Source organism: Halobacillus sp. H74, from assembly GCF_052246715.1.
Taxonomy (GTDB): Bacteria; Bacillota; Bacilli; order Bacillales; family Halobacillaceae; genus Halobacillus; species Halobacillus litoralis_A.
Genome location: NZ_JBQQCI010000004.1, coordinates 381,136 through 403,754, shown reverse-complemented (window position 1 = coordinate 403,754; position 22,619 = coordinate 381,136). Strand labels below are relative to the sequence as shown.

Below are 22,619 nucleotides of genomic sequence, written 5' to 3'. Positions count from 1 at the left end.
TATTATAACCCAGTTAACTCGTTTTGAAACCTTCCCCGAGCACCTCTGTCGCGTTCATTGCGACGACAAAAGCCCCTGGATCAACCATTTTGACCGTTTGTGTCAATTTGATGAATTCATTTTGCTGGACGACGCACATCACTACACGTCGCTCTCTGTCTGTATAACCTCCAGCACCGCTCAGCACCGTCACACCACGGTCGATTTGTTTGAAAATCGCTTCCCGCACTTCATTGACATCTTCCGTAATGATCATCACATTTTTCGATGTATTCAATCCGACCTGGACAAAGTCGATCGTCCTGCTCGTTGCAAAGAGGCCGATCAACGCATATAGACCTTCTTCCAAAGAGAAAACGATGGCTGATGTCAACACGATCATTCCATCTAACAGCGCTACACTTATTCCTAAAGGAAGATGGCTGAACTTATGCAGCACCTGAGCCGCTAAATCGATTCCACCTGTTGAGGCCCGGCCACGGAAAACAATCCCCAATCCTAATCCTACACCCATACCGCCAAAAATAGCTCCTAACAGCGGATTAGGTGTCGCTGGTGCCATTTCATTCGTCAACAGGACGAAAAGGGGTAAAGTCACCGTCCCTACGAAAGATTTGAAGCCGAAATTTTTCCCTAAAATGACCACGCCCATGATAAATAAAGGAATGTTCAAGATCCACTGCACGACTCCCGGTTCCCAACCGAATACTCCTTTAGTGATGGTACTGACACCTGCGACTCCCCCGGACGCAATATTATTGGGTAATAAAAATAAATTAAATGCTAACGCCACGAAAAATGCCCCTAAGATAACCAAACCATAATCAATTGTATGTCTGAGTACCGGCGGCATCGGTTCCCTGCGATATTTCTTTGCCATCATCATCATGTTGTTCTACTCTCCCTATGTGAACGTTCTCTAATAAACCGTAAGGAGTATAACACTCGCTCTATCCCCTGTAAATAAGAGCGGGATAACGTATTAACACGGTAAAGGAACAGGTTATTGTACGTGATAGCTTTTGCTTGAGAAAAAGTTATATGCAGACCAAAAAGACTCCCACTGAGTGAGAGTCTCCCGGTCGATCAGGCATCCATTTTAGAACGAAGATAAGAATTGATGAATTTATCAAGGTCTCCGTCCATGACTCCCTGTGTATTTCCCACTTCCGTATTCGTACGGTGGTCTTTCACCATTGCATATGGATGGAAAACATAGGAGCGGATTTGACTGCCCCATCCGATTTCTTTTTGTTCGCCGCGAATATCATCAAGCTGCTCTTGTTGGCGCTCGATCTCAAGCTGATAAAGTTTTGATTTCAACATCTTCATCGCTTGTTCACGGTTCTTGATTTGAGAACGCTCCGACTGACAAGTCACGACCGTATTCGTCGGCGTGTGAGTGATACGTACTGCGGAGTCGGTAGTATTGACGTGCTGACCACCAGCACCACTGGAACGATACGTATCAATTTTCAAGTCCTCTGTGCGAACATCGATTTCAATTTCGTTATTGAATTCCGGCATGATCTCACAAGAAACGAAAGAAGTATGGCGGCGGCCGGAAGAATCAAAAGGAGAAATCCTTACGAGACGGTGGACGCCTTTTTCCGCTTTCAAGTAGCCATAGGCATTGTGACCTTTAATGAGAAGCGTGACACTTTTCACACCAGCTTCTTCACCGGGCAGGTAATCCATCGTGCTGACAGAGAAGCCTTTCTTTTCCGCCCAGCGTGTGTACATACGCAATAACATGCTCGCCCAGTCCTGGGACTCTGTTCCGCCTGCTCCTGGATGCAATTCCAGGATTGCGTTGTTTTTATCATACGGTTCACTAAGCAAAATGTTCAATTCGAACTGGTTCAAGTCTTTAGTTAACTGTTGGACATCTTTTTCTAAGTCTTCACGCAGTTCCTCGTCATCTTCCTCTTTGACAAGCTCATAAGAGACTTCAAGGTTTTCGTGGGTTTCTTCGTGTGCTTCCAAGGTGTGGACAAGGCCTTTGAGTCCATTCACTTCATCGATGACCTTTTGTGCGGTATCCTGGTTTTCCCAGAAGCCCGGCTCTGTCATTTGCTCTTCTAGTTCAGCGATTCGGGTTTTCCTTTGATCGACGTCAAAGAGACCCCCTGAAGTCCGCTAATCGTTCAGCTGTATTATCCAATTCATGACGAATTTCTGCCATATCCATACTGATCACTCCTATTTATTCTATAAACAAGGGAAGACACCCTCCTTGAAGAGAGTGCCTCAACCCCTTATTTTCCGTGACAATTTTTATATTTCTTCCCGCTTCCGCATGGACATGGGTCATTTCGACCGGCGGTGTCCTTTTTCACGTAAGGGGTGCGTCTTTTGCTTTCTTTACTTTCTTCACCGTCACTGCCGGAGACAGCTTTCGCTCCTTGTGCGACTTCCTGACGCTGCAGGTTGTTGCGGATTTGCGCTTTCATGACGTAACGTGAAACTTCTTCATCGATATTCGCAACCATCTGTTCAAACATCCGGAAACCTTCGAAGTTATACTCACGAAGCGGATCATTTTGACCATATGCCCGCAGGTGGATACCTTGACGTAGCTGATCCATCTGATCGATGTGGTCCATCCACTTCTGATCGACTGTACGAAGAAGGATGACTTTCTCAAACTCACGCATCTGTTCTGCTGTCAGCTCTTCTTCTTTTTCATCATAACGCATTTTCACTTTTTCAAGAATCAGTTCCTTCATCTCTTCCGGATCTTTTCCTTGTAAGTGGTCTGCAGTGATGTCACCTTCGTGAAGCAGGTTTGCACGCATATACTCAGCGATGCTTCCAAGCTCCCAGTTTTCATCTTCATCATCGCTCGTGTGGACATCAACGTTCTGCGCTACTGTACGTTCAATCATTTTTTCGATGATTTCACGCAGGTTCTCTGAAGTCAACACATCATAACGCTGCTGGTAAATGACTTCACGCTGCTGACGGAGTACGTCATCGTAGGAAAGAATCGTCTTACGCGCATCGAAGTTATTTCCTTCTACACGTTTTTGGGCTGATTCAACCGCACGGGAAATCATTTTACTTTCAATCGGCTGGGAATCATCCATACCGAGACGATCCATCATTCCGCGGATGTTGTCAGATGCGAAACGACGCATTAATTCATCATCTGTCGCCAGGTAGAACTGGGACATACCAGGATCCCCTTGACGACCCGCACGACCACGAAGCTGATTATCAATCCGGCGTGATTCGTGACGTTCTGTACCGAGCACGGCCAGTCCACCGACTTCTACGACACCATCACCAAGTTTGATATCCGTACCACGACCGGCCATGTTGGTGGCAATGGTTACAGAACCTTTTTGTCCGGCATTTTCAATGATTTCCGCTTCACGGAAGTGATTTTTCGCATTCAAAATGTTGTGGGGCACACCTGCTTTATTCAAATAACGCGAGATGATTTCAGAGGTTTCAACAGCTACCGTACCGACAAGCACCGGCTGCCCGTTTTCATAACGCTCTTTAATATCTTCGACAACAGCTTTGAATTTGCCGTCCATCGTCTTATAAACAAGGTCTGCTTTGTCATCACGGACGATATCACGGTTGGTCGGGATGACGATGACACGCATGTTGTAAATATTGAGGAATTCCTCTTCCTCGGTCTTCGCTGTACCTGTCATACCAGCCAGCTTGTCATACATACGGAACAAGTTCTGGAAGGTAATAGATGCCAATGTCATGCTTTCATTTTGAATCTCCAGACCTTCTTTCGCTTCAATCGCCTGGTGAAGTCCATCACTATAACGACGACCTTTCATCAAACGACCCGTGAATTGGTCGACGATGACAACTTCATTGTCCTCCACCACATAATCCGTGTCACGCTGCATCGACGTGTGAGCCTTCAAGCCCTGGTTGATATGGTGAATGAGGGAGACATTGGAAAGGTCGAATAAGTTTTCAATTTTGAAAAAGCGCTCAGCCTTGTTGATACCCTCTTCTGTCAGCTGGACGTTTTTTGTTTTTTCATCATATGTGTAATCCTCTTCATGCTCAAGCAAACGCACGAACGCATTGGCTGATTGATACATATCCGCAGACTTCGAAGCCTGCCCAGAAATAATCAGCGGAGTACGTGCTTCATCAATGAGAATCGAGTCAACCTCATCAATGATGGCATAGTGAAGGGGACGCTGCACCATTTGTTCTTTGTATAACACCATGTTGTCACGCAGGTAATCGAACCCGAATTCATTGTTCGTACCATAAGTGATATCTGCACTGTAGGCTTCCCGTTTCTCATCTTTGGACATGCCGTTGGAGTTCAATCCGACCGTCAGTCCAAGGAATTGGAAAAGCTCACCCATTTCTGTTGCGTCACGGCTTGCCAAGTAATCGTTCACGGTAATGATATGAACACCTTTACCGGTGATCGCATTCAAGTAAGCCGGCATTGTGGAGGCAAGGGTTTTACCTTCACCTGTTTTCATCTCGGCAATATTACCTTCGTGTAAAGCAACCGCTCCAAGCAGCTGTACTTTGAACGGACGCATTTCCAACACACGTTTAGAGCCTTCACGGACGACCGAGAAAGCTTCTACTAACATATCATCTAACTCTTCGCCTTTTTGATAGCGTTCTTTGAATTCTTCTGTCTTATTTTTTAACTCTTCATCAGATAATTTTTCAATTTGCGATTCCATCGCTTCGATATCATCAGCGATTTTCTCCAATCGCTTCAATTGACGCGTATTTCCATCGCCAAATATTTTCTTTAAAGTTCCAAGCATTGCAACCGCTCCTCTATTGATTTCCATCTTCGGTTGAATTGTGTAATCCATATATTATCATAACACTAAGAGAAGCAGGCTGACAATAAAGGAGACAGGCAGGAGGGCCCAGGAGAGATAATTATGTAGAAGTGGTAAAAACGGATGGCCGTTCTCTGATGATATGATGATCAAAACCAAGCTGACGTTGATCCATTTCCGTCAGACGCCGGTTCGTCGCTCCGATGATATTCACGAGTTGAGCAATGGTCTCTTCCTGCTGTTTCAAGCGTTCATAAATGTAATGACAGTCCTTACAAATCATCGTTTCACCTCCTGTTAGTTCATTTATACTATATCTGCGAAATGGTCGCGAATGAGCGAATATGTGATTTCGGGACGCTGGTAAGCTGAAAAGGCTTTTTTCTGTAAGTGAAACTTCAAAAACCCGTTTAGAAACAGTCTACTTATGGATACTTATATTATGAGACGATTACACTCCAAGTTATTATCAAAACAGAAAAGAGCAAAATTGGTCCAGGGATACAATGGACGGCGGACAGTGAACATTTAAAAAGCACCCCTGCCACAGCAGGAGTGCTTCTCTATGATTCTATCAATATCAAGTTTCGATCAAACCATAACGGCCGTCACGACGTTTATAAACGATGTTCGTTTCATCAGTATTCGCATTTGTAAAGACGAAGAAGTTGTGGCCTAACATATCCATTTGCAGCGCCGCTTCTTCACTATCCATCGGTTTCAAGTCAAAGCGTTTCGTTTTTACGATTTCTACATCAAAATCACTTTCTTCTTGTTGGAGCTGTTCCTGCTGCGCCTCACGTTCCAGTTCGGCAAAGACGTATTTCGGAGCACCCTCTTGGCGGAACTTACGATTCACCTTCGTTTTATGCTTACGAATTTGACGTTCCAATTTATCTACCACAAGGTCGATGGCAGCGTATAAATCTGTGTTATGTTCCTCAGCACGAAGAAGTAGATTCTTCATCGGGATTGTGACCTCGATTGTCTGCTCATCATTATAGACACTTAAGTTAACGTGTACCTCAGAAGACGGGGGAGTGTCGAAGTAGCGTTCAAGCTTGCCCACCTTTTTCTCCACATATTCTTTAATAGAATCCGTCACTTCCAAGTTTTCACCACGAATGTTGTATTGTAGCATTAGAAGTGTCCTCCTTTCATCCTTATGTGATATATATTCTATCATACCCACAGGCATTCCTGCATAAACTTTCTAAATATTTTGTCAAATTTATGTCGGTAATTGTTGGAAGGTGATGAAACGGCGGGAGGATAAGGGAAATTGCGGACAGAATTTGATAGGTTTTTCCATGATTAGAGCTGATTGTGGACGATTTGGCGGTTTAGACAGATTATGTAATTGGTTGGCAGGATTGAGAAATGTTTCGGACAAATTATCTACATGATTGAATAAATTAATGCACTCAAAACTATTAAGTATATTAGGGCTTCCCTCTACGGGAGCGACAAAAGGTCGAATTTATCAACTGACCGATCGAAATGGCTTTCCGCTTTTACGTAATCTGTCCAAAAATAGATGGAAGTAAGCCATAGATTTGGAGAATCAGACCACGGAATCCAATAATCTCTCCAATCTAGCAGTTTATTTGTCCGGAACCACGGATAATCTGTCCAACCCATGCCAGATTCTGTCCGAACGAAAAAAAGCGCCTACCAAAAGTAGACGCCTGACTTGATCAATGAGCAATATAAGGTTTTACGAACGCCTGCATTTGAGTTCGCCACGTTTCATATGCTGGAACGACTTTCTCGACTAACAACCGGCGTTTTTCTTCATTCGTTCCAAGTTCAAACCATCCTTGCAGGAGTTGAACAATCTCATGGAAATCGACAATCAAAGGCTGCACTTCTTCTCTCTCTTCAAAGAGGATTCCCATTTGGTCATGACTGCGGCTCACCTGCTCGAGGCCAAGGAGCATATCTTCGAAAACTTGCTGAGTCTGTGGTGGAGCTTCTTCTGTAATGTTGTTTTCTAAGTATTCCAGTCCTTCACTGATCGTGTTCAAAAGCTGATCATATTGCTCTAGCATATGATGCTGATCTGACGTTAGTTCTGACAAAAAATCACCTATTCTACTTTTTATGGTCTAAATACATGCCATCATAGCCTGACACACTTTGGTACGGATTGATATAGCGCTGCTTACTGGATTTTTGTTTTTTCATGTTGCGCATGTCACCCTTCAATCCATCAAAAAGAAACTCTAACTTCTGATTGATTTTCAAGTCACGCTGTAAGACATCCTTTACCAGTGGCTTCTCTTCACGGGAGGGCTCTGGCAAGTTTTCAAGCATGGAAGCACGTTTCTCCAAAAGAACCTCTACTTCATCTATGACAGCTGTTCGATTCTTCTCGGTCACTTGTTGGTGGACGACCTCATCCAGTTTCTTGGTTATCGATGAAAACTCAGTCCAAACACTCATCAGGCATTGCCACCCTGGCCATACTGCATTTTTCTCGACTCCAAAATAACCTGCTTCCACGTATCGCGGAATTCTTCGACAAGGCCCTGGACTTCATCAAGAATTTCTACATCATTCTTCGTATTCGCATCCAACAGACGACGATTCATGTAATCATACAACGGCATGATTTCCTGTGTCACGGCATATTGCTGATCCATTGTAACCATGAGCTCCTGGATGATTTTCTGTGCCTTTTGGATATTGGTGTTTTTCTTCTCGATTTCTTTATTTTCGATTGCTTTTCTAGCAATTTTAATGAACTTGATACACCCATTATAGAGCATCATCGTCAGTTCCCCCGGGGAAGCTGTTTCCACTGAGTTATTTTGATAGGCTTGAATAGACATCTAGCCAGCACTCCTTTTATTGTTACATTCCACCGCCGAAATTCTGCATAATGTAGGCGGACTGCGAATTCATTTTTTGTATTGCTTGTTCCATGGCACCAAATTCACGCCAGTAGCGATTTTCAATGGATGTCAACCGATCCTGAAATGAATCCATTTCATCATTAATATTTTCAATTTGCTTTCCTAACATGAAGTTGTTATCTAAACTGGTCGGCTTCCCGGCCTTCCGCTCGATGGAATTGGTCGCGTTCTCTATTGATGACTCCAGGCGGCGTGCGATGCCAGGATTGGCGTCGGTCCCTGAAAAAAGTTTGGCAACAGAATCAGGATTGTCTCTCAATGCTTGACGCAGTTGATCCTCATCGACTTCCAGCTTTCCACCTTCTCGGTAATTGGAAGTAGTCGTAATTCCAATTTGCGAAGCCATACTATATTCCCCGTCTGTCTCCACAGGAGAATACCAATTTTGGCGCATGCTGCTTAGTGCACCGCTGACAACTGAATCGCCTTTAAGCATACCGCTTTTAGACTTTTCTTCCCACAACTCAATTTCTTCTTCTTCCATATCTTTTTTCTGTTCAGCAGTCAAAGGCTGGAAATCACGGTAGCGCTTCTCCTCAGTTTTCCCATTCAAATTCTCAATGACTTCATTGTATTTTTCAACAAAATCCATCACTTTTTCAAATGAATCATCAACATTGTTAGAGACACTGACCGTTGAGGTGCCGACTTCATTGAATGTGTAGTTGACACCATTCAATGAATAATCATTCGTGTGGGAACTCATTTCGAATGAATTGTTATAAGTGAACCGGGCATCCGTACCGCCCTTCTCATTCAATTCCCATCCAGTACCATCATTTTTACCATTTTTGATACCGAGTGTATCCGCTAAGAATGAAGCTGAAGATCCATCAAACCCGATTTCCGCTCCGAGAAACTTGCTTTCATCTGTATTGAAATCGCCTGTCGCCGTACGCTCGAGCATCACTTTATCTGCCCCTTTATCATAAAAGGCACGGACACCCAATTCAGAGTCGTTGATCTCACCAAGAATATCATTAAGAGACTTGTCTCCAGTTACGTCGAAAGAGACCGTGGTTTCCTCTCCGCCTTCTCCATATGTCGTAATGGAAAAAGTATCATCAAGCGTGATTCCATTGACCAGGTTACCCTTTTGATTTTCCAACGAGTCATCTGGATCGAACTCACCGTTACTAATGCCACTTTCACTGTAATTATAAGCAGCCTCTGCAAGTTCTAAAACTTCCATCTTATAGCTGCCTTCATCTGCACTGGACAACGCCGTCGCAGATACAGCGGAACCTGAAGAACTTACATCTTTAGAGTTATAAGAACGCTCTAGTTTCATATCGAAAGCCATCGTATCCAGCTCAGAAAGATGTTTATTCACATCACGATAAGCATCGCGTTTGTAGGTCAGCCATTCACGGTCCTGCTCCATTTTGTTAAGCGGCTGTCTCTCAGCATTCATCAAGTCCTTGATAATCTGATCCGTATTCATCCCAGAAGCGAGTCCACCAATACGCATATCACTCATTCAATCACCCACCTATATTTTTTCATCAACTATAAATCCAAGACGCTCCGCAATCGATGCATACATATCCAGCATCTTCTTCGGAGGAATCTCCTTGACAATTTCCTGTGTGTCACTATCTACGATGGTTACATAGTATTCTTCTAATTTATCATGAAACTCGAATCGCAACGAGGTATGTACAGCTTTGAAAAATTCATTCATATCCTCAGATGCCTGTTTCAATTTTTCTTTATCATTACTTGTTGAATATTCTTTGTAGTCTTCATTAACTCTCTCATTTTTCAATGATTCATGCTTCTGAACAGTTGAACGGCCGCCAAGTTGTAAGCTATTTCTCTGCAGAAGTTGTGATTGGGTAATAAGATTTCTTACATCCACCTTCAACAACTCCCTAATCGCTATGTAGTTTCTTTTTATATCGGTTAGAAGTCATAATTATTAAATGGATTAATGCAAAGCGTAACTATTTGTGGGAAAGATTCTAAGAGTTATTTAACCTCAAACTAATGTGAGCTATTTACAGTCATTGCAAGCATGTACTGGTTTAACTAATAGTGAATTAGCAAAAATATGCCTGGACATAGAAAAAGACCCTCGAAGTCGAGGGCCTTAGTAACATTATTAACGCAGAAGTTGAAGAACTCCTTGTGGTTGTTGATTCGCTTTCGCAAGCATAGCCTGAGAAGCTTGAGAAAGAATACTTTGTTTCGTTTGGTTCATCATTTCTTCAGCCATGTCTACATCACGAATACGAGATTCCGCAGCAGTCAGGTTTTCTGAAGATGTACCAAGGTTATTAATTGTGTGGTCTAAACGGTTTTGAACTGCTCCAAGTTTAGAACGCTCAGCTGATACAGTTTCAATTGCTTCATTGATTTTAGTGATTGAAGCATCAGCAGCAGATTGAGTAGAGATATCAATCCCACCAACTTTAACTTCAGAATCTGCAGTCAATGCTCCAGGTGCCGAACCATCATCAGTTAAAATAGCGGTAGCTCCTGATTTAGCAGCAAGCGAACCAGCATTATCTTCTACGTCATCAATAGCGTAATAATCTCCACTTCCTATATGAACTGCAGCAACTTCTCCGCTTTCACTTAACAGAACATCTTCACCAGAAAAAGTTGTTCCATCTACTTCAACATCACTTGAACCTGCTGTATAGGTTCCCGCTTGCAATCCACCAGCTGTAACAGTAGAAGTAGCACCATCAGTGTTTGTGAATTCAGTTTCCCCTGTAACTGCAAGAGCAGCTCCACGCATATCATTAATTTCAATAGATAGGTTTTGTCCTTCATTCGCTCCAATTTGAAAAGTACCTTCAAAAGAACCGTCTAATAGGTTTTGTGTATTGAATTCAGTGTTGTCACCAATACGTGATAATTCTTGAGATAGTTGATCTACTTCTTTCTGAAGCTCTCCACGGTCCGTATCTGTGTTTGTATCGTTAGCAGATTGTACAGCTAGCTCACGCATACGTTGTAGAATGCTATGAGATTCATTCATTGCACCTTCCGCAGTTTGAATCATAGAGATTCCGTCTTGAGCATTAGTTTGTGCTTGTTCAAGTCCACGAATCTGGCCACGCATTTTCTCAGAAATCGCAAGACCTGCTGCATCGTCTCCTGCCTTATTAATACGAAGACCGGAAGAAAGCTTCTCCATTGAATTCTGGTTTGCCTGGTTTGCTTGACCTAGTTGACGGTGCGTATTAAGCGCCGCGATGTTGTGATTAATTCTCATTTTAAAAATTCCTCCTTGAAATAAGTGACCCCACATCCTTGTGGCATCCTCTAGTTACAAAACAAAGTCGGCCGACTTATGTAATGTTTTACATTACTTATATCGACCGACTTTGCTAAGACTTTAATCTTTTTTTGTGTTTTTTAATAGATTTAAAAGATTTTCTGACACATTCGCCGCTTCAGCGTTCTCTTTTTGAATCGCAACATAAATTTCCTGCCGGTGAATCCCTACATGCTTCGGTGCTTCAATTCCGAGTTTCACCTGGCCGCCTTCGATTCCGACAACCTTTATAGTGATGTCGTCACCTACTCTGACAGATTCTCCTTCTTTACGGTTAAGGACGAGCATGCGACTCACCACCTTTATTCGAATGCGTCAAAGGATGCTTCGTTTGGTAGTTAATATCATTTAATATGACTTGTTTGGCGATGCGCTCAGGTATATTCACGACAATCGGCGCCTGAAGATTTAACGTCGATTCTTCAAAGGGCTCTTTTAATGTGACAACATTATAGACAGCGACCTCATCCGGCTTTTCAAGTGAAAGCTCATTTTCATCTATGTCGAAAGCGTAGTCTTTATAAAATAAATAAGGGTTCGTCACAATCAGGGAGAGTTCTGCTTCATCCACTGCCTGCAACGCGAAGTAGGTCCCTAACTCATCCACCGGGAGAAGTACAAACGAGTGAAAGCTTTCAAACCCAGGCAATCCGTGAGGAAAACGGATCATTTCCTCTGCATTCACTTCAACGGTACCGAAATATTTCGTTTCTATTTTCATTTTTTACACCTTCCAATCAATCTTCAAGTCTGGCCTTTGTTCCATCCGTACATCAACATTACCAGGACTGTATCTATGCTCTGGTTTTCGAACTCTCGCATCGATCTCAGGTTCACGGCGATTTATAGAGATGTCTGCACCTCCACGCTGATAATCCAGATCCACCAGCTCATACGCCGGACGGCCGCCAGGTTCAAAAGTGAAATCAAAACCTGCGTTACGCTTCGCTTGAGCGGCAATCGGATTGCCACCATCTTCAATACGCATCAATTCATCGCCTTCACGAGAAACACGGGCAATCCCTTCCATCCACTTCTGCTCAGCAATGCCGACAAGTTCTTTACTGCGGACAAGCACATTTTTCAAGTCGAGGTTATGCCAGGCGTTCGTCTGATCGATTGTCAGCTTTCCCGGCTTCTGCTCAATCGACATATCCGCTTCAGGCTGGCGGATTGATTGCTCTGCTTTCGGCTGACGTATGGTTTGCTGTGGTTTATTGGTATTAAGACCAATCCTTGCTGGAGCCGACTGAATTTGAAGCTTAGGAATGTTCATCCATGTTCCCCTCCTCTTTACTATAGTTCGATTAGTTCTTAAGCTTGTCGAGGCTGAACAAGACACCTCCACATTTGAAAGTCCAGTCCATACGCCGTTGCCCAAGGTGCTTCCGCTTTCAAGTTAGGAGTCTCGCAGCCCCCCCTATTACTATAATAAGAAAAACGAAACTTTTTCACCTGGTTCTAAACACTCATGCAAGGAAGATGAAATACCAACCATTCCGATCGAATCATCAGGCAAGGGGCGTAGGGGAACGAAGAGACTCCTGTGGGGTAAGAGGACATGGTGAGACCCCGGAAGGCGTAAGCCTGAGGAGGCTCATCGTACTCCCACGGAAAGCGAGTCGTTCCCCAACGCCCCTTCCTCTTCACTAGATATCGGAATAAAGTATATACAGATCGGGGTAAAGACTTTCAAAAAACAAGACTGCCTCAAAACGAGACAGCCTTATCTTAGAAAATCCATCAGCGTCGGCTGGATGATCCGGGCTCCGACGCCCATCGCCGCTCTATGGACACTTTCCTGCGTTTTCAAATTGGTAATCACTTTTTCAATATCCGCATCTTCATTATCGGACATCATCTTCGTCGCGCTCACTTTTTGGGATTCCAAGCGATCCTCAATCAATTCGACGCGGTTCATACGCGCCCCTAAATCGGCACGTTCATTGACGATATTCCCGATATGACCGTCGAATTTTTCAATAAAACCATCTAGCTCTCCCTGGTTTGTATCCCCTTCCAGAGCAGATGCGAAGTTTTCAAGGTCTTCGAAAAGCTCCTTGTTGAACACATTCCCTGGTGTGACATTCGTCTGCAACTTGACACCAGCGGAAACTTCGATATTGACCGGGTCATTTCCTGGTGGGCCTGATCCTTCTAAATCATCCATATCAAAAGGGGCTTCGGTCGTATTCGATCCATTAAAGATGTATTTATCATTCACTTCAGTATTGGCAATCGACCCGATATGCTCCTTCAGCTGACGAATTTCCTTAGCGATATTCTCACGCTGACCTTCATCGTATGTATCATTGCTCGCCTGAACGGTCAGCTCACGGACCCGCTGCATCGCTTCTGTCGTTTTATCAAGGGCTGCATCACTATTATCCATCCAGTTATGCACTTCACCGATGTTACGCTGGAATTGTTCTACTTCACTCACTTGTGAACGGTAATTGATTCCTTTCATCGCAACGACTGGATCCTGGGATGGTCGTGAAATCTTTTTCCCTGTCGATAATTGCTCTTGATACTTGCCCATATTTGCGTAGCTATCACTCAAGTTACGCAGCATATTATTCGAAAGCATGCTTTGTGTTACGCGCATCAGTCATTCACCTACCTTCCTACTCGACCCATTTGATTGATCACCCGGTCGAGCATTTCATCGACAACCGTAATATTCCTCGCCGCTGCATTGTACGCGTGTTGGAATTTGATCATGTTGGACATTTCTTCGTCCAATGATACAGAACTGACCGATCGTCTTTGTTCATCGACAGAACCTTTCAATGTTCCTGCATTGCGGGACATCCGCTCCGCTTCCTGCGTTTCGACAGCCATCGTACCGATCATGGATTCATAAAAACTGTCCATCGAGGTTTCTTCGCCAAAGACTGCATTCGGCTCATTTTGCACATCAGCTAAATTCGAAGCATTTTCACCGTCTCCAGCTTGATCCGAGACAGCTGCAGCAATGTGGTCCCCATCCGCTTTGATTTCATCGGTCAAATCAATGGTACCTGCCACGCCTTCGATGACTTCTCCTGCTTCCATATCAATATTGAAGAAGTTCGGGACCTCATCGCCATTTTCGATGCTGTTCAAGGACTCTCCCTGTGTGTGGACATTGTTGAACTCGCGTGCAAAACCTGTCGCCATCCGGTCCAGGTCTGAAAGCATTTGCGAATAGCTTCCTTGTTTCTCCCCATCTTCCATATAGCCTCCGGAATCAAGCAACCCTGTCAATTTACCTCGTGAAGAAAAGTCTTCAACCGCATAGGAAGCACTGTCTCCGACCTGAATGGTGCTTGCGTGCATTTCTCCATCGTCATAATTGACCTTGAGTGTATTCACTTCATTTGCCGCTCCATTCACAAGTGTAGCGGGCGGCTCCATTGGCTGGCCATCGTTCCCGACGATTGAAATGCTCGCTTTCCCCATAGCCAGTGGGTCTGCAGAGGAAGGCGTATCTTCGTATTTCACTTCGATGTTCACATGCTCGGATAATTGGTCCACCAAGCGATCACGTTCATCATACAAATCGTTCGGTACCATGCCGTGTGGCTCTACTTCAGCAATTTGCTGGTTAATGTTATTAATTTGGCTGGCAAGTGAATTGATTTCTTTTTCTGTGACGCCGACTTCTGTTTTGATATCCTTCTGCATGGATTGGATCGTGTTCGAAAGATAGTTGAACGTATCTGCTACGGCTTGTCCGCGTTGGCGTACAACAGAGCGCGCACCGGAGTCTTCAGGATTGACCGCCAAGTCCTGCAATGATTGCCAAAAGCGGTCCATCGTCTTCGCAAGGCCATCTTCGCTGGGTTCATTCATCACGTTCTCCAGTCTTCCCAATGCATCAGAACGTGTGTCATAATAGCCGGACTTACTGCTTTCGCCACGATACTGCTGGTCAAGGAACCCGACTCTCACTCGTTCTATCGAGCCAGCCTCGACACCGCTTCCCACTTGCCCCGGGATTTCCGGCCGGTTACGTGATGCCGGTGGATAAGGTCCTGTCTGTTCAAAATTGACGCGCTGCCTCGTATAACCCTCTGTATTTGCATTCGAAATGTTATGGCCGGTCGTATATAAAGCGGACTGCTGAGTGAAAAGGCCACGCTTTGCCACTTCAAGTCCATGAAAGGTTGATACCATGATATTTTCTCCTCTACTTTAAGCTTTCGAATCGAACACCGAGCGCTTCGGCTTCTGTCCAGAGTTCTGCTCGTTTTGATTTCCGTAGTTCATCGATTGAAGGGATGGCTGCAGCATATCAAGGGATAGGTTGATGAACTGCAGTGACTGCTTCGTAAGCTCCGAATTCAACTGTTCCTGCTGCTTCAACTCAGCAAGCACGAGGATCAGCTCATCATAGGCTTGCTGAAGCTGATCCTTATCTTCTCCTTCAAGCAGGCTGATCAAATCGGAAATCGTCGGTTGATCAGACGGAAGGTTTTTGTTTCCAGTCCATGCATCTACATCCTTGATGCGCTGCTTTTCAATCTTTTCAATCGCCTGGACATGCTTGCGCTCATCGGTCATGAGCCCCTGGATGGCAGCTGTGTCATTCGTCTTCAGTGCCTCTGTCTTTTTTTTCGAAAGAACGAGTAAACTTTCATGAAGCTGCTTCAATCGTTCCATATGGTTTATGATCGTGTCGATCGTCATGTTGATTCTCCTTTAGCCTTTGCTCGACCAAAAATCGAACATCTTCTTCGCCGTCGCTTGCGAGTCTACACGATAGTTGCCTGTATCTACATCTGCTTTGATTTGATTGACAAGTTTTTGGCGGGCAGGGTCTGGCTTGCCTGACTCTTGCATCTGTTTCGCTTGATTGGAGATTTCCACTTTATCCTCAGACTTTTGCTGGTTCTTCATGCTTTCCTGTTTATTGACCTGTTTTTGGTAAGGGTTGAAATTCGTTTGATTCGGCCCGTTGATTTTCATGTCATTCACCTCGCTTCATATCCGTTTTCATTTCTATTAATATCGGACTCTTAAAGCGAATCTTAAATCATGCTTATTGTTCATTTCTCACTGAATAATAAGTCCTGTTCGCTTTCTTTAGTTCTGCGTCTTTCTGCCTTTGTTTCATAGAGTCATTCTGTTCCTGCTTCTGCAAGCCTGATGCTATTTCACCCTTGCATCCTTCACATAAACGGCCTTCTCTGATCGAACTACCGCACTTCTCACAGCCATAGGCCATGTTCGGGAACTGGGCAGGATGGAGTCTTTTTTGCTTTACGAACTCGCGGATTTGTTTTTCGACAACGCCTGTATCTGCTTCGATATCCTCAACAGTCGCCACCCGGTTTTGTTTTTTTCTCATATACGCATACACGACCTGAAAGTCCTCTTCTTCTTTTTTCCTGCACTCGGGACAGACCGCCGCCGTCCCTTTGATGAAAATCGCATTACAACGCGTACAATTCGCCAACTCACCCATATGATTCGTCCTCCATTACACTCTTTTTTTATTATATCGGCAACAGAGAAAGATTCCAAAGGGGGAGGAGCATATTCATCTAAAAATCGTGAAAGAGGATACAGATGGACAGCCGTTCTTTCTCAATAGTGAGGCTATATGTCTGACGGTTCGCCCTGTTGTATAAATATCATCGACAATGACAACCGGAGAGGAGGTTGGCTCGCTCAGTTTAAAGGGATTCTCAGCTAGCATCCGCTCTTTCTTCCCTTTCTTTGATTGCTTTTCACTATGGATTCTTTCAAAAAGCTGGACTGGTTTTTCACCTAATAAATGAATGATCGCTTCTGATTGATTGAACCCCCGTTCTTTTTCCCTTTCTTCACTAAGCGGAACGGTAACAAGCATTTGTCCCTTCATCCTTTTCTTTACCCACTTCTCCCGCACATCATGCTTCAACGCTTGCAGTAAGATATAATCTCCGCGGTATTTCCAACGGGCGACTAACTCTTTGGCAGCGGCATTGTATTGATAGACAGAAGTGTTATTTTCAAGAAGATCAGGGTTCGTTTCGTGCCATTGCCTACAATCCTCACATGTCCGTATCCTATCTTTTCTATAACAGACCGGACATCCCGGCTTGTCGATCCTCTCCATTCCAGTTGAGCATTCCGCGCACATTTTCTTTTCTACGGGTGGTTTCCAAAACGTACTCCATGACACCTCAGGGATGATTTCTTCATTGCAAAGGAGACACCTCATGACCGGGAGGCCAACCGGTTCATATAAGTAATAGCATTGACAGCATCAAGCATCGCATCTGTTTTGCCAATATGGTAGAAAAGCACTTCACCTGTCGGATCCTGTTGACTGCGTCCTGCCCTTCCTGCGATCTGTACAAGTGCGGCTTCATCGAATACAGAGTGACCGGCGTCGATGACATACACATCAACAGATGGAAATGTGACACCCCGCTCTAAGATGGTCGTCGTCACGAGGATGCGGTATTTTTGTTCACGAAATGCATGTATTTTTTCTGCTCGATTTTCATCTTCTGCGTGGACGGATTGGACAAGATAGCCTTTATCATCCAAGAGTACAGCGACCTCTTCTGCTTTTGCGATCGAAGGAAGAAATAAAAGCAGTTGGCGGGCGGTGGTCTGTTGGTCTGCGATTTTTTTCATCACCTTTTCGGGGAGCTCACCTTTCTTCATATAACGGTGAAGTGTCGGAGTGAGTTTCAAATGAGGAACGGGAAGAGGGTGACCGTGGTATCGTTCCGGGATGAAAACGGCGGGCAATTGTTTTGCATGAATACGTTTCTTTTGCACCTTTCGCGGTGTTGCGGTCAAATAGAGGATGCTCGCTTCAGGTTTGGCCGCCCGTTTACTGGCAAAATGAAGGGAGGCATCGTTATGAAATGGGAAGGCATCCACCTCATCAATGATCATCACATCAAACGCATGAGCAAACCGTAGCAGCTGATGAGTGGTAGCTAAAATGAACGAGGCATTGCCGACTTTATCAGGACTCTCCCCATAGAGGGCTTGAATCTTCACCTCAGGAAAAGCACGTTGCAACCTCGGAAGTAATTCGCGGACGACATCCGTTCTTGGTGTAGCTAGACATACCCGTTTGCCTTTTTGGAGTGCAGTCGTCAGCCCAGGAAAGAGCATCTCTGTTTTTCCAGCCCCGCAGACAGCCCAGATCAGTTTTTCACCTGCTCCACATTCAACTAAACGGCTGATTTCATCTGCTGCATGTTGTTGATGGTTGGTTAAGGTGCCATCCCAAGTACAAGGATGTTCATAAACCGGCCATTCAATAGCAGCGTTGCCAATATAGAGCGGTTCACATTCCATCACTCTCCCCATCTGAATACAGGACCGGCAATACACACATTCTTTGCCACATTTCTTATGAGGGATTTTTGCAAAAAGGTGGGCGTGTTTGTTGCCACAACGACGACAGCGATGGCCCCACAGGTAATGTTCGATGCTTTCGATTTTCGATAAAACGGAGGAAGATACTAGTTGGGAGATTTCTTCTTCAGAAAAAGGGATTTCCTGTTGTAAGAGCAGTTTCCCAGCAAGCTGGGAGTAATTGTGAGGCGGAGTTTCCGTGGAGAGCAAGGGGAAGTCAGAAGTGAAATAGGCACGTAATTGATCAAGCATTCCATCACCATCCTTTGTAAGAATAACACCTGCCTGAGTCTCACAAGCAGGTGTTATTCATTAGGATCGGCGATACCAGCCCAGCCCGATTGCCCCTTCACCAAGGTGGGTTCCGATGACAGGACCAAAGTAACTAAGAGTGATTTCAACATTACTGAACTCTTGTTCTAATTCCTTCTTGATTTGTGCCGCTTCGTCGGGACGGTTGGCGTGGATCAGACAGGCGTTGTATTGACCATTCTCGTCGATCGCATCTTCAAAAATGGAGGTGATGCGTTTGATCGCCTTTTTGCGTGTGCGGATTTTTTCAAAAGGGACGATTTTCGTGTCGACAAAATGAAGCACCGGCTTCACTTGCAGCAGGCTGCCGACAAATGCTTGGGCGCCATTCAGACGACCGCCGCGGTGTAGGTGGGTCAAATCGTCGACCATGAAATAAGCATTCATCGATTCTTTCATTTCATTCAGCCGGCTGATGATTTGATCCGGCGTTGCTCCATTGTCGGCAAGGTCAGCCGCTTCCAGGGCATAAAATCCCTGCATGTGACAACTGATTTCCGAGTCGAAAACGCGGACTTCGATCTCTTCGACCATTTCACCGGCCGTCACCATCGCCTGGTAGGTGCCGCTGATCCCGCTCGATAAGTGAATCGAGACGACTGCATCATACTCTTGAGCGAGCTCTTCCAGTTTTTCTGTCATGATACCGATGGAAGGTTGAGAAGTCTTCGGCAGCTCTCCCCCTTCTTTGACCATGTCGTAAAAGTCATCTGCGTTTATATCAATTTCTTCCTGATAGGACTCATGGCCAAAAATCACGTTCAATGGAATCATATGTATGTGGTGAGCGTTTCGGATATTTTTCGGAAGGTATGCCGTACTATCTGTAATCACCGCTGTTTTCATCCAAAATCCCTCCTTATCGAATTTATGTTTCTATTTCTATATGTACATAATTTCGGTTATTCTCTCACTCTTATTTTACATGAACCCTATCTACATTGCACCAACAAACTAGAATTAATCGATACGAAAAGAGTTCATTTTACATTAACTGCCACCTCAAGCCATCCAGAATCTGGATGGCTTGAGGTGGAAATTAATGGTATTTATCCACTAAAAAACCCCACCAAAAAAGGCTGTCCTTCAAGGTATACTTTTCTATACCTCGAAGGACAGCCGATTCACTCTATTCTTTTATTATCAAACGACTTCGACCCAGCCATTCTTGATCGCTGTTACGACGGCCTGTGTACGGTCATTTACGTTCATTTTCTGTAAAATATTACTTACGTGGTTTTTCACTGTTTTTTCACTGATATATAACGATTCTGCTACTCCGCGATTGCTGTTCCCGTCCGCCAAAAGTTGCAGCACTTCACACTCACGACGCGTCAGCAGGTGCAGTGGTTTACGATATTCGATCGTACGATAAGCACTGCTTCCGTTGCTTTCAGACAAGCGGCGGTATTCAGCCACCAGGTTGTGAGTCACTTTCGGGTGCAGGTAAGATCCGCCTGCGCCTACGACTTTGATCGCATCAATGAGCGCGTCTGAATCCATCTCTTTCAACAAGTAACCTTGTGCTCCTGTTTTCAATGCATGTGTCACATAATTTTCGTCATCATGAATGGACAAAATGATCACTTTCATTTCCGGATAGCGCTTCGTAATCTCCGCCGTCGCTTCCACACCATTCATGCTTGGCATGTTGATATCCATCAGGACGACATCAGGCATATGCTCTTCGATGATTCCAAGAGCCCCATCCCCATCGTCGCCTTCAGCTACTACTTCAAAGCTGGATTCAAAATCCAGGATTCTTTTTACACCTTCACGGAATAATTTATGGTCATCAATAAGGACAATTCTGGTCGTCATGGTCATTTCCTCCTGTTTCTGTTACGTAGAATGGTTTTACTTCGTTCCCCTAACCTATTCTGTATCTCTTTATCTTTTATTTTCTCTATTTATGAATCTACCCTAATCCTATCCTATATTATAAACGATTCATGCCGATTTACATAGTTTTTCATTAAAATATCAATTTATTGGCAGATGAATCATTACAATAGTCCCTTCTCCTTGGCTGGAATCAATGTTGAGTTCGCCTTCAAGCATATCGACGCGTTCTCTCATCCCAACTAAGCCGAAGGACTTATCTCTCTTTTCCTGAGGATTGAAACCTTTGCCATCGTCTTTGACAATGATAATGGCTGCTTGCGGTTTCATTTCCACTTTCACCTTGATTTCTGAGGCCGCCGCATGCTTCACTGCGTTTTGAACCGCTTCCTGGACCAATCGGAAAAGCGCCACTTCATATTTTGATTCCAAACGGCGCTCTTTCCCGAATGAAGTGAATGAAATGACCATTCCTTCATTGTAGTCTTCGACGGTAGCTAAATATTTCTTCAAAGTCGGAATCAATCCAAGATCATCCAAAGCCATCGGACGCAAGTCATAAATGATCCGCCGCACTTCGTAAAGGGCGGAACGGACTAACGACCGTACACTCTTCACCTCTTGCATCGCATCTTCAATTCCGCGCTCGCGGTAAGTGCGATCAACAAGGTCTGACCTTAGCATGACATTTGCAAGCATCTGCGCGGGGCCGTCATGGATTTCACGGGACAGCCGGCGGCGTTCTTCTTCCTGCGCCTCAATGATTTGCAGGCCGAATTGCTGCTTCTCTTTGGCGTCTTCCAGAGCGTCAGTGACATGTTTGAAATCCTCTGTAAGATAATTGAGCACCACTGAGATTTTTCCGCCTAAGGCTTCTGCGCGGTTGATGGTTTCTTCTAAATTGCGTAAGCGTAATTCGATATCGTCTCTCCGCTCTCGCAGCTGCTTTTCTTTCTCCCGTTTCATCGATAAATCCATTTGTAATCCATGTGTTTGTTCGTACACTTTGCGGATTTCTTCTTCTGAATATTTCTGGAACTGTTTACTTACTTCTGACAAGCGCATTCGAGAAAAACGGACCTTTTGTTCCAACTTGTCTCCTTCATCAATCAGAGCAAGCACCTGCTTCTTCGTTTCTGTCAATTCTTTGTTAAGTTTTTCGAATTCACTACGGGATTCTTCACCAATTTGAAAAATTTCATCTTTACTATTGGTGACCGTATCCACCATCTCATTAATGATGTGGTCAAGGGCGATATCCCCAGTCTTTTGTACACTCATCACAAGTCCCTCCATCAATATTCACATAATCATTCGTAAGACCCATGTCCATTTATGGGGGTGTTTTCTGGTAATCATAGATTTTTTTGTAGAATAATAAACAACATTCTATTCATTTGCCGATTTTTCCCGCCATCGATATAATGAAAACTTAGGAGGTTTTCATACGATGTTAGAAAACTATTATACCGTAAAACCTGAAGGATCAGAAGAAGTGACCATCCAAAAATCCCGCTTCATCGGCTATGTGAAGCGTTGTGAAACAGAAGAAGAAGCGCAGACTTTCATACAAGAAATAAAAAAGAAACACCATGATGCCAATCATAACTGCTCTGCTTATATGATCGGGGAACACGATCTCATCCAAAAGGCCAATGATGATGGTGAACCGAGCGGAACAGCAGGAGTGCCCATGCTTGAAGTCTTAAAGAGAAAAGGCCTGAAAGATACCGCCGTTGTCGTCACCCGTTACTTTGGAGGCATTAAATTAGGGGCGGGCGGTCTGATTCGCGCATACTCCTCCACCACTTCTGCAGCCATCGAAACTACAGGAATCGTCAAGCGCCAGTTAATGAAAGAAATGAAAGTGAAGATGGAATACCACTTGCTTGGAAAGGTAGAAAACGAAGTGCGCAATTCGAAATATACGCTCGAAACGGTTAATTACTTAGAAAATGTGGAATTGATAGTATATGTAGAAAGCGGCCTTGAAGAAGAATTTGAAAGCTGGGTGACAGATTTGACGAGTAACCAGGCGGCCATTACACGAGGAGACTCTTCCTACGTAGAATTTGATGTCACACCTGAGTAAAGGAGCTCACCGCG

At 44.4% G+C, this 22,619-nt stretch carries 25 protein-coding genes; 1 reads left to right on the top strand and 24 read right to left on the bottom strand.

Going from position 1 to position 22,619, the window contains the following annotated elements; genetic code table 11:
* Window positions 1-13: 13 nt before the first annotated feature.
* The 24 genes from ACTWPX_RS11240 to ACTWPX_RS11125 form a co-directional block, all read right to left on the bottom strand.
* Window positions 14-853: a YitT family protein gene (locus ACTWPX_RS11240; protein ID WP_443119996.1), complete on the bottom strand. Its 840-nt coding sequence runs from the start codon at window positions 851-853 to the stop codon at window positions 14-16.
* Between the two features lie 233 nt (window positions 854-1,086).
* A protein-coding gene (prfB, locus tag ACTWPX_RS11235; protein ID WP_128525984.1) for a peptide chain release factor 2 occupies window positions 1,087-2,191 on the bottom strand; the annotation gives its coding sequence in 2 pieces (ribosomal slippage) (window positions 1,087-2,118 and window positions 2,120-2,191; 1,104 coding nt in all).
* 67 nt (window positions 2,192-2,258) lie between these two features.
* Entirely contained in the window at window positions 2,259-4,778 is a 2,520-nt protein-coding gene (gene secA, locus ACTWPX_RS11230) for a preprotein translocase subunit SecA (protein ID WP_443119846.1), read from the bottom strand.
* Window positions 4,779-4,899: 121 nt separating this feature from the next.
* Entirely contained in the window at window positions 4,900-5,082 is a 183-nt protein-coding gene (locus tag ACTWPX_RS11225) for a hypothetical protein (RefSeq protein WP_443119845.1), read from the bottom strand.
* 297 nt (window positions 5,083-5,379) lie between these two features.
* Window positions 5,380-5,940, bottom strand: coding sequence for a ribosome hibernation-promoting factor, HPF/YfiA family (gene hpf, locus ACTWPX_RS11220; RefSeq protein WP_128525981.1), 561 nt, complete (start codon window positions 5,938-5,940; stop codon window positions 5,380-5,382).
* A 556-nt stretch (window positions 5,941-6,496) separates the two neighbouring features.
* Window positions 6,497-6,880, bottom strand: a complete 384-nt coding sequence (locus ACTWPX_RS11215; RefSeq protein ID WP_443119844.1) for a hypothetical protein — start codon at window positions 6,878-6,880, stop codon at window positions 6,497-6,499.
* 13 nt (window positions 6,881-6,893) lie between these two features.
* The gene (locus ACTWPX_RS11210) at window positions 6,894-7,244 is read right to left on the bottom strand and encodes a flagellar protein FliT (RefSeq protein ID WP_443119843.1); all 351 of its coding nucleotides are present in this window, start codon (window positions 7,242-7,244) and stop codon (window positions 6,894-6,896) included.
* A complete protein-coding gene (gene fliS, locus ACTWPX_RS11205) occupies window positions 7,244-7,633 on the bottom strand; it encodes a flagellar export chaperone FliS (RefSeq protein ID WP_443119842.1) in 390 nt (129 codons plus the stop codon). Before fliS ends, ACTWPX_RS11210 begins: the two co-directional genes overlap by 1 nt.
* Before the next feature lie 22 nt (window positions 7,634-7,655).
* Window positions 7,656-9,197, bottom strand: a complete 1,542-nt coding sequence (locus ACTWPX_RS11200; RefSeq protein WP_443119841.1) for a flagellar hook-associated protein 2 — start codon at window positions 9,195-9,197, stop codon at window positions 7,656-7,658.
* A gap of 12 nt (window positions 9,198-9,209) precedes the next feature.
* On the bottom strand, window positions 9,210-9,578 hold the full coding sequence (flaG, locus tag ACTWPX_RS11195; RefSeq protein ID WP_443119840.1) for a flagellar protein FlaG: 369 nt from the start codon (window positions 9,576-9,578) through the stop codon (window positions 9,210-9,212).
* Window positions 9,579-9,821: 243 nt separating this feature from the next.
* Complete coding sequence (locus ACTWPX_RS11190; protein ID WP_443119839.1) at window positions 9,822-10,943, bottom strand: flagellin N-terminal helical domain-containing protein; 1,122 nt, start codon at window positions 10,941-10,943, stop codon at window positions 9,822-9,824.
* 123 nt (window positions 10,944-11,066) lie between these two features.
* A complete protein-coding gene (gene csrA, locus ACTWPX_RS11185) occupies window positions 11,067-11,294 on the bottom strand; it encodes a carbon storage regulator CsrA (protein WP_443119838.1) in 228 nt (75 codons plus the stop codon).
* A complete protein-coding gene (fliW, locus tag ACTWPX_RS11180) occupies window positions 11,281-11,727 on the bottom strand; it encodes a flagellar assembly protein FliW (RefSeq protein WP_443119837.1) in 447 nt (148 codons plus the stop codon). The genes csrA and fliW overlap by 14 nt, the downstream gene beginning before the upstream one ends.
* 3 nt (window positions 11,728-11,730) lie before the next feature.
* Window positions 11,731-12,282 carry a DUF6470 family protein gene (locus ACTWPX_RS11175; protein WP_443119836.1) on the bottom strand — a complete coding sequence of 184 codons (552 nt, stop codon included), beginning with the start codon at window positions 12,280-12,282 and terminating at the stop codon, window positions 11,731-11,733.
* 450 nt (window positions 12,283-12,732) lie between these two features.
* Entirely contained in the window at window positions 12,733-13,614 is an 882-nt protein-coding gene (flgL, locus tag ACTWPX_RS11170) for a flagellar hook-associated protein FlgL (RefSeq protein WP_443119835.1), read from the bottom strand.
* 11 nt (window positions 13,615-13,625) lie between these two features.
* Window positions 13,626-15,167, bottom strand: a complete 1,542-nt coding sequence (gene flgK / locus ACTWPX_RS11165) for a flagellar hook-associated protein FlgK (protein WP_443119834.1) — start codon at window positions 15,165-15,167, stop codon at window positions 13,626-13,628.
* Between the two features lie 18 nt (window positions 15,168-15,185).
* Window positions 15,186-15,680: a flagellar protein FlgN gene (locus tag ACTWPX_RS11160; protein ID WP_443119833.1), complete on the bottom strand. Its 495-nt coding sequence runs from the start codon at window positions 15,678-15,680 to the stop codon at window positions 15,186-15,188.
* A 12-nt stretch (window positions 15,681-15,692) separates the two neighbouring features.
* A complete protein-coding gene (gene flgM, locus ACTWPX_RS11155) occupies window positions 15,693-15,959 on the bottom strand; it encodes a flagellar biosynthesis anti-sigma factor FlgM (protein ID WP_128525969.1) in 267 nt (88 codons plus the stop codon).
* 73 nt (window positions 15,960-16,032) lie between these two features.
* Window positions 16,033-16,458 carry a TIGR03826 family flagellar region protein gene (locus tag ACTWPX_RS11150; protein ID WP_443119832.1) on the bottom strand — a complete coding sequence of 142 codons (426 nt, stop codon included), beginning with the start codon at window positions 16,456-16,458 and terminating at the stop codon, window positions 16,033-16,035.
* Between the two features lie 75 nt (window positions 16,459-16,533).
* Window positions 16,534-17,094: a ComF family protein gene (locus ACTWPX_RS11145; protein ID WP_443119831.1), complete on the bottom strand. Its 561-nt coding sequence runs from the start codon at window positions 17,092-17,094 to the stop codon at window positions 16,534-16,536.
* A gap of 101 nt (window positions 17,095-17,195) precedes the next feature.
* Complete coding sequence (locus tag ACTWPX_RS11140) at window positions 17,196-18,611, bottom strand: DEAD/DEAH box helicase (protein WP_443119830.1); 1,416 nt, start codon at window positions 18,609-18,611, stop codon at window positions 17,196-17,198.
* 60 nt (window positions 18,612-18,671) lie between these two features.
* Window positions 18,672-19,517: a DegV family protein gene (locus tag ACTWPX_RS11135; RefSeq protein ID WP_443119829.1), complete on the bottom strand. Its 846-nt coding sequence runs from the start codon at window positions 19,515-19,517 to the stop codon at window positions 18,672-18,674.
* Window positions 19,518-19,814: 297 nt separating this feature from the next.
* Entirely contained in the window at window positions 19,815-20,492 is a 678-nt protein-coding gene (locus ACTWPX_RS11130) for a response regulator (RefSeq protein WP_128525964.1), read from the bottom strand.
* Window positions 20,493-20,654: 162 nt separating this feature from the next.
* Entirely contained in the window at window positions 20,655-21,794 is a 1,140-nt protein-coding gene (locus ACTWPX_RS11125) for a sensor histidine kinase (protein ID WP_443119828.1), read from the bottom strand.
* 169 nt (window positions 21,795-21,963) lie between these two features.
* Between ACTWPX_RS11125 and ACTWPX_RS11120 the strand changes: the two genes are divergently transcribed.
* Window positions 21,964-22,605 (top strand): YigZ family protein, encoded by a 642-nt coding sequence (locus ACTWPX_RS11120; RefSeq protein ID WP_443119827.1) that lies wholly within the window; start codon window positions 21,964-21,966, stop codon window positions 22,603-22,605.
* Window positions 22,606-22,619 lie beyond the last annotated feature (14 nt).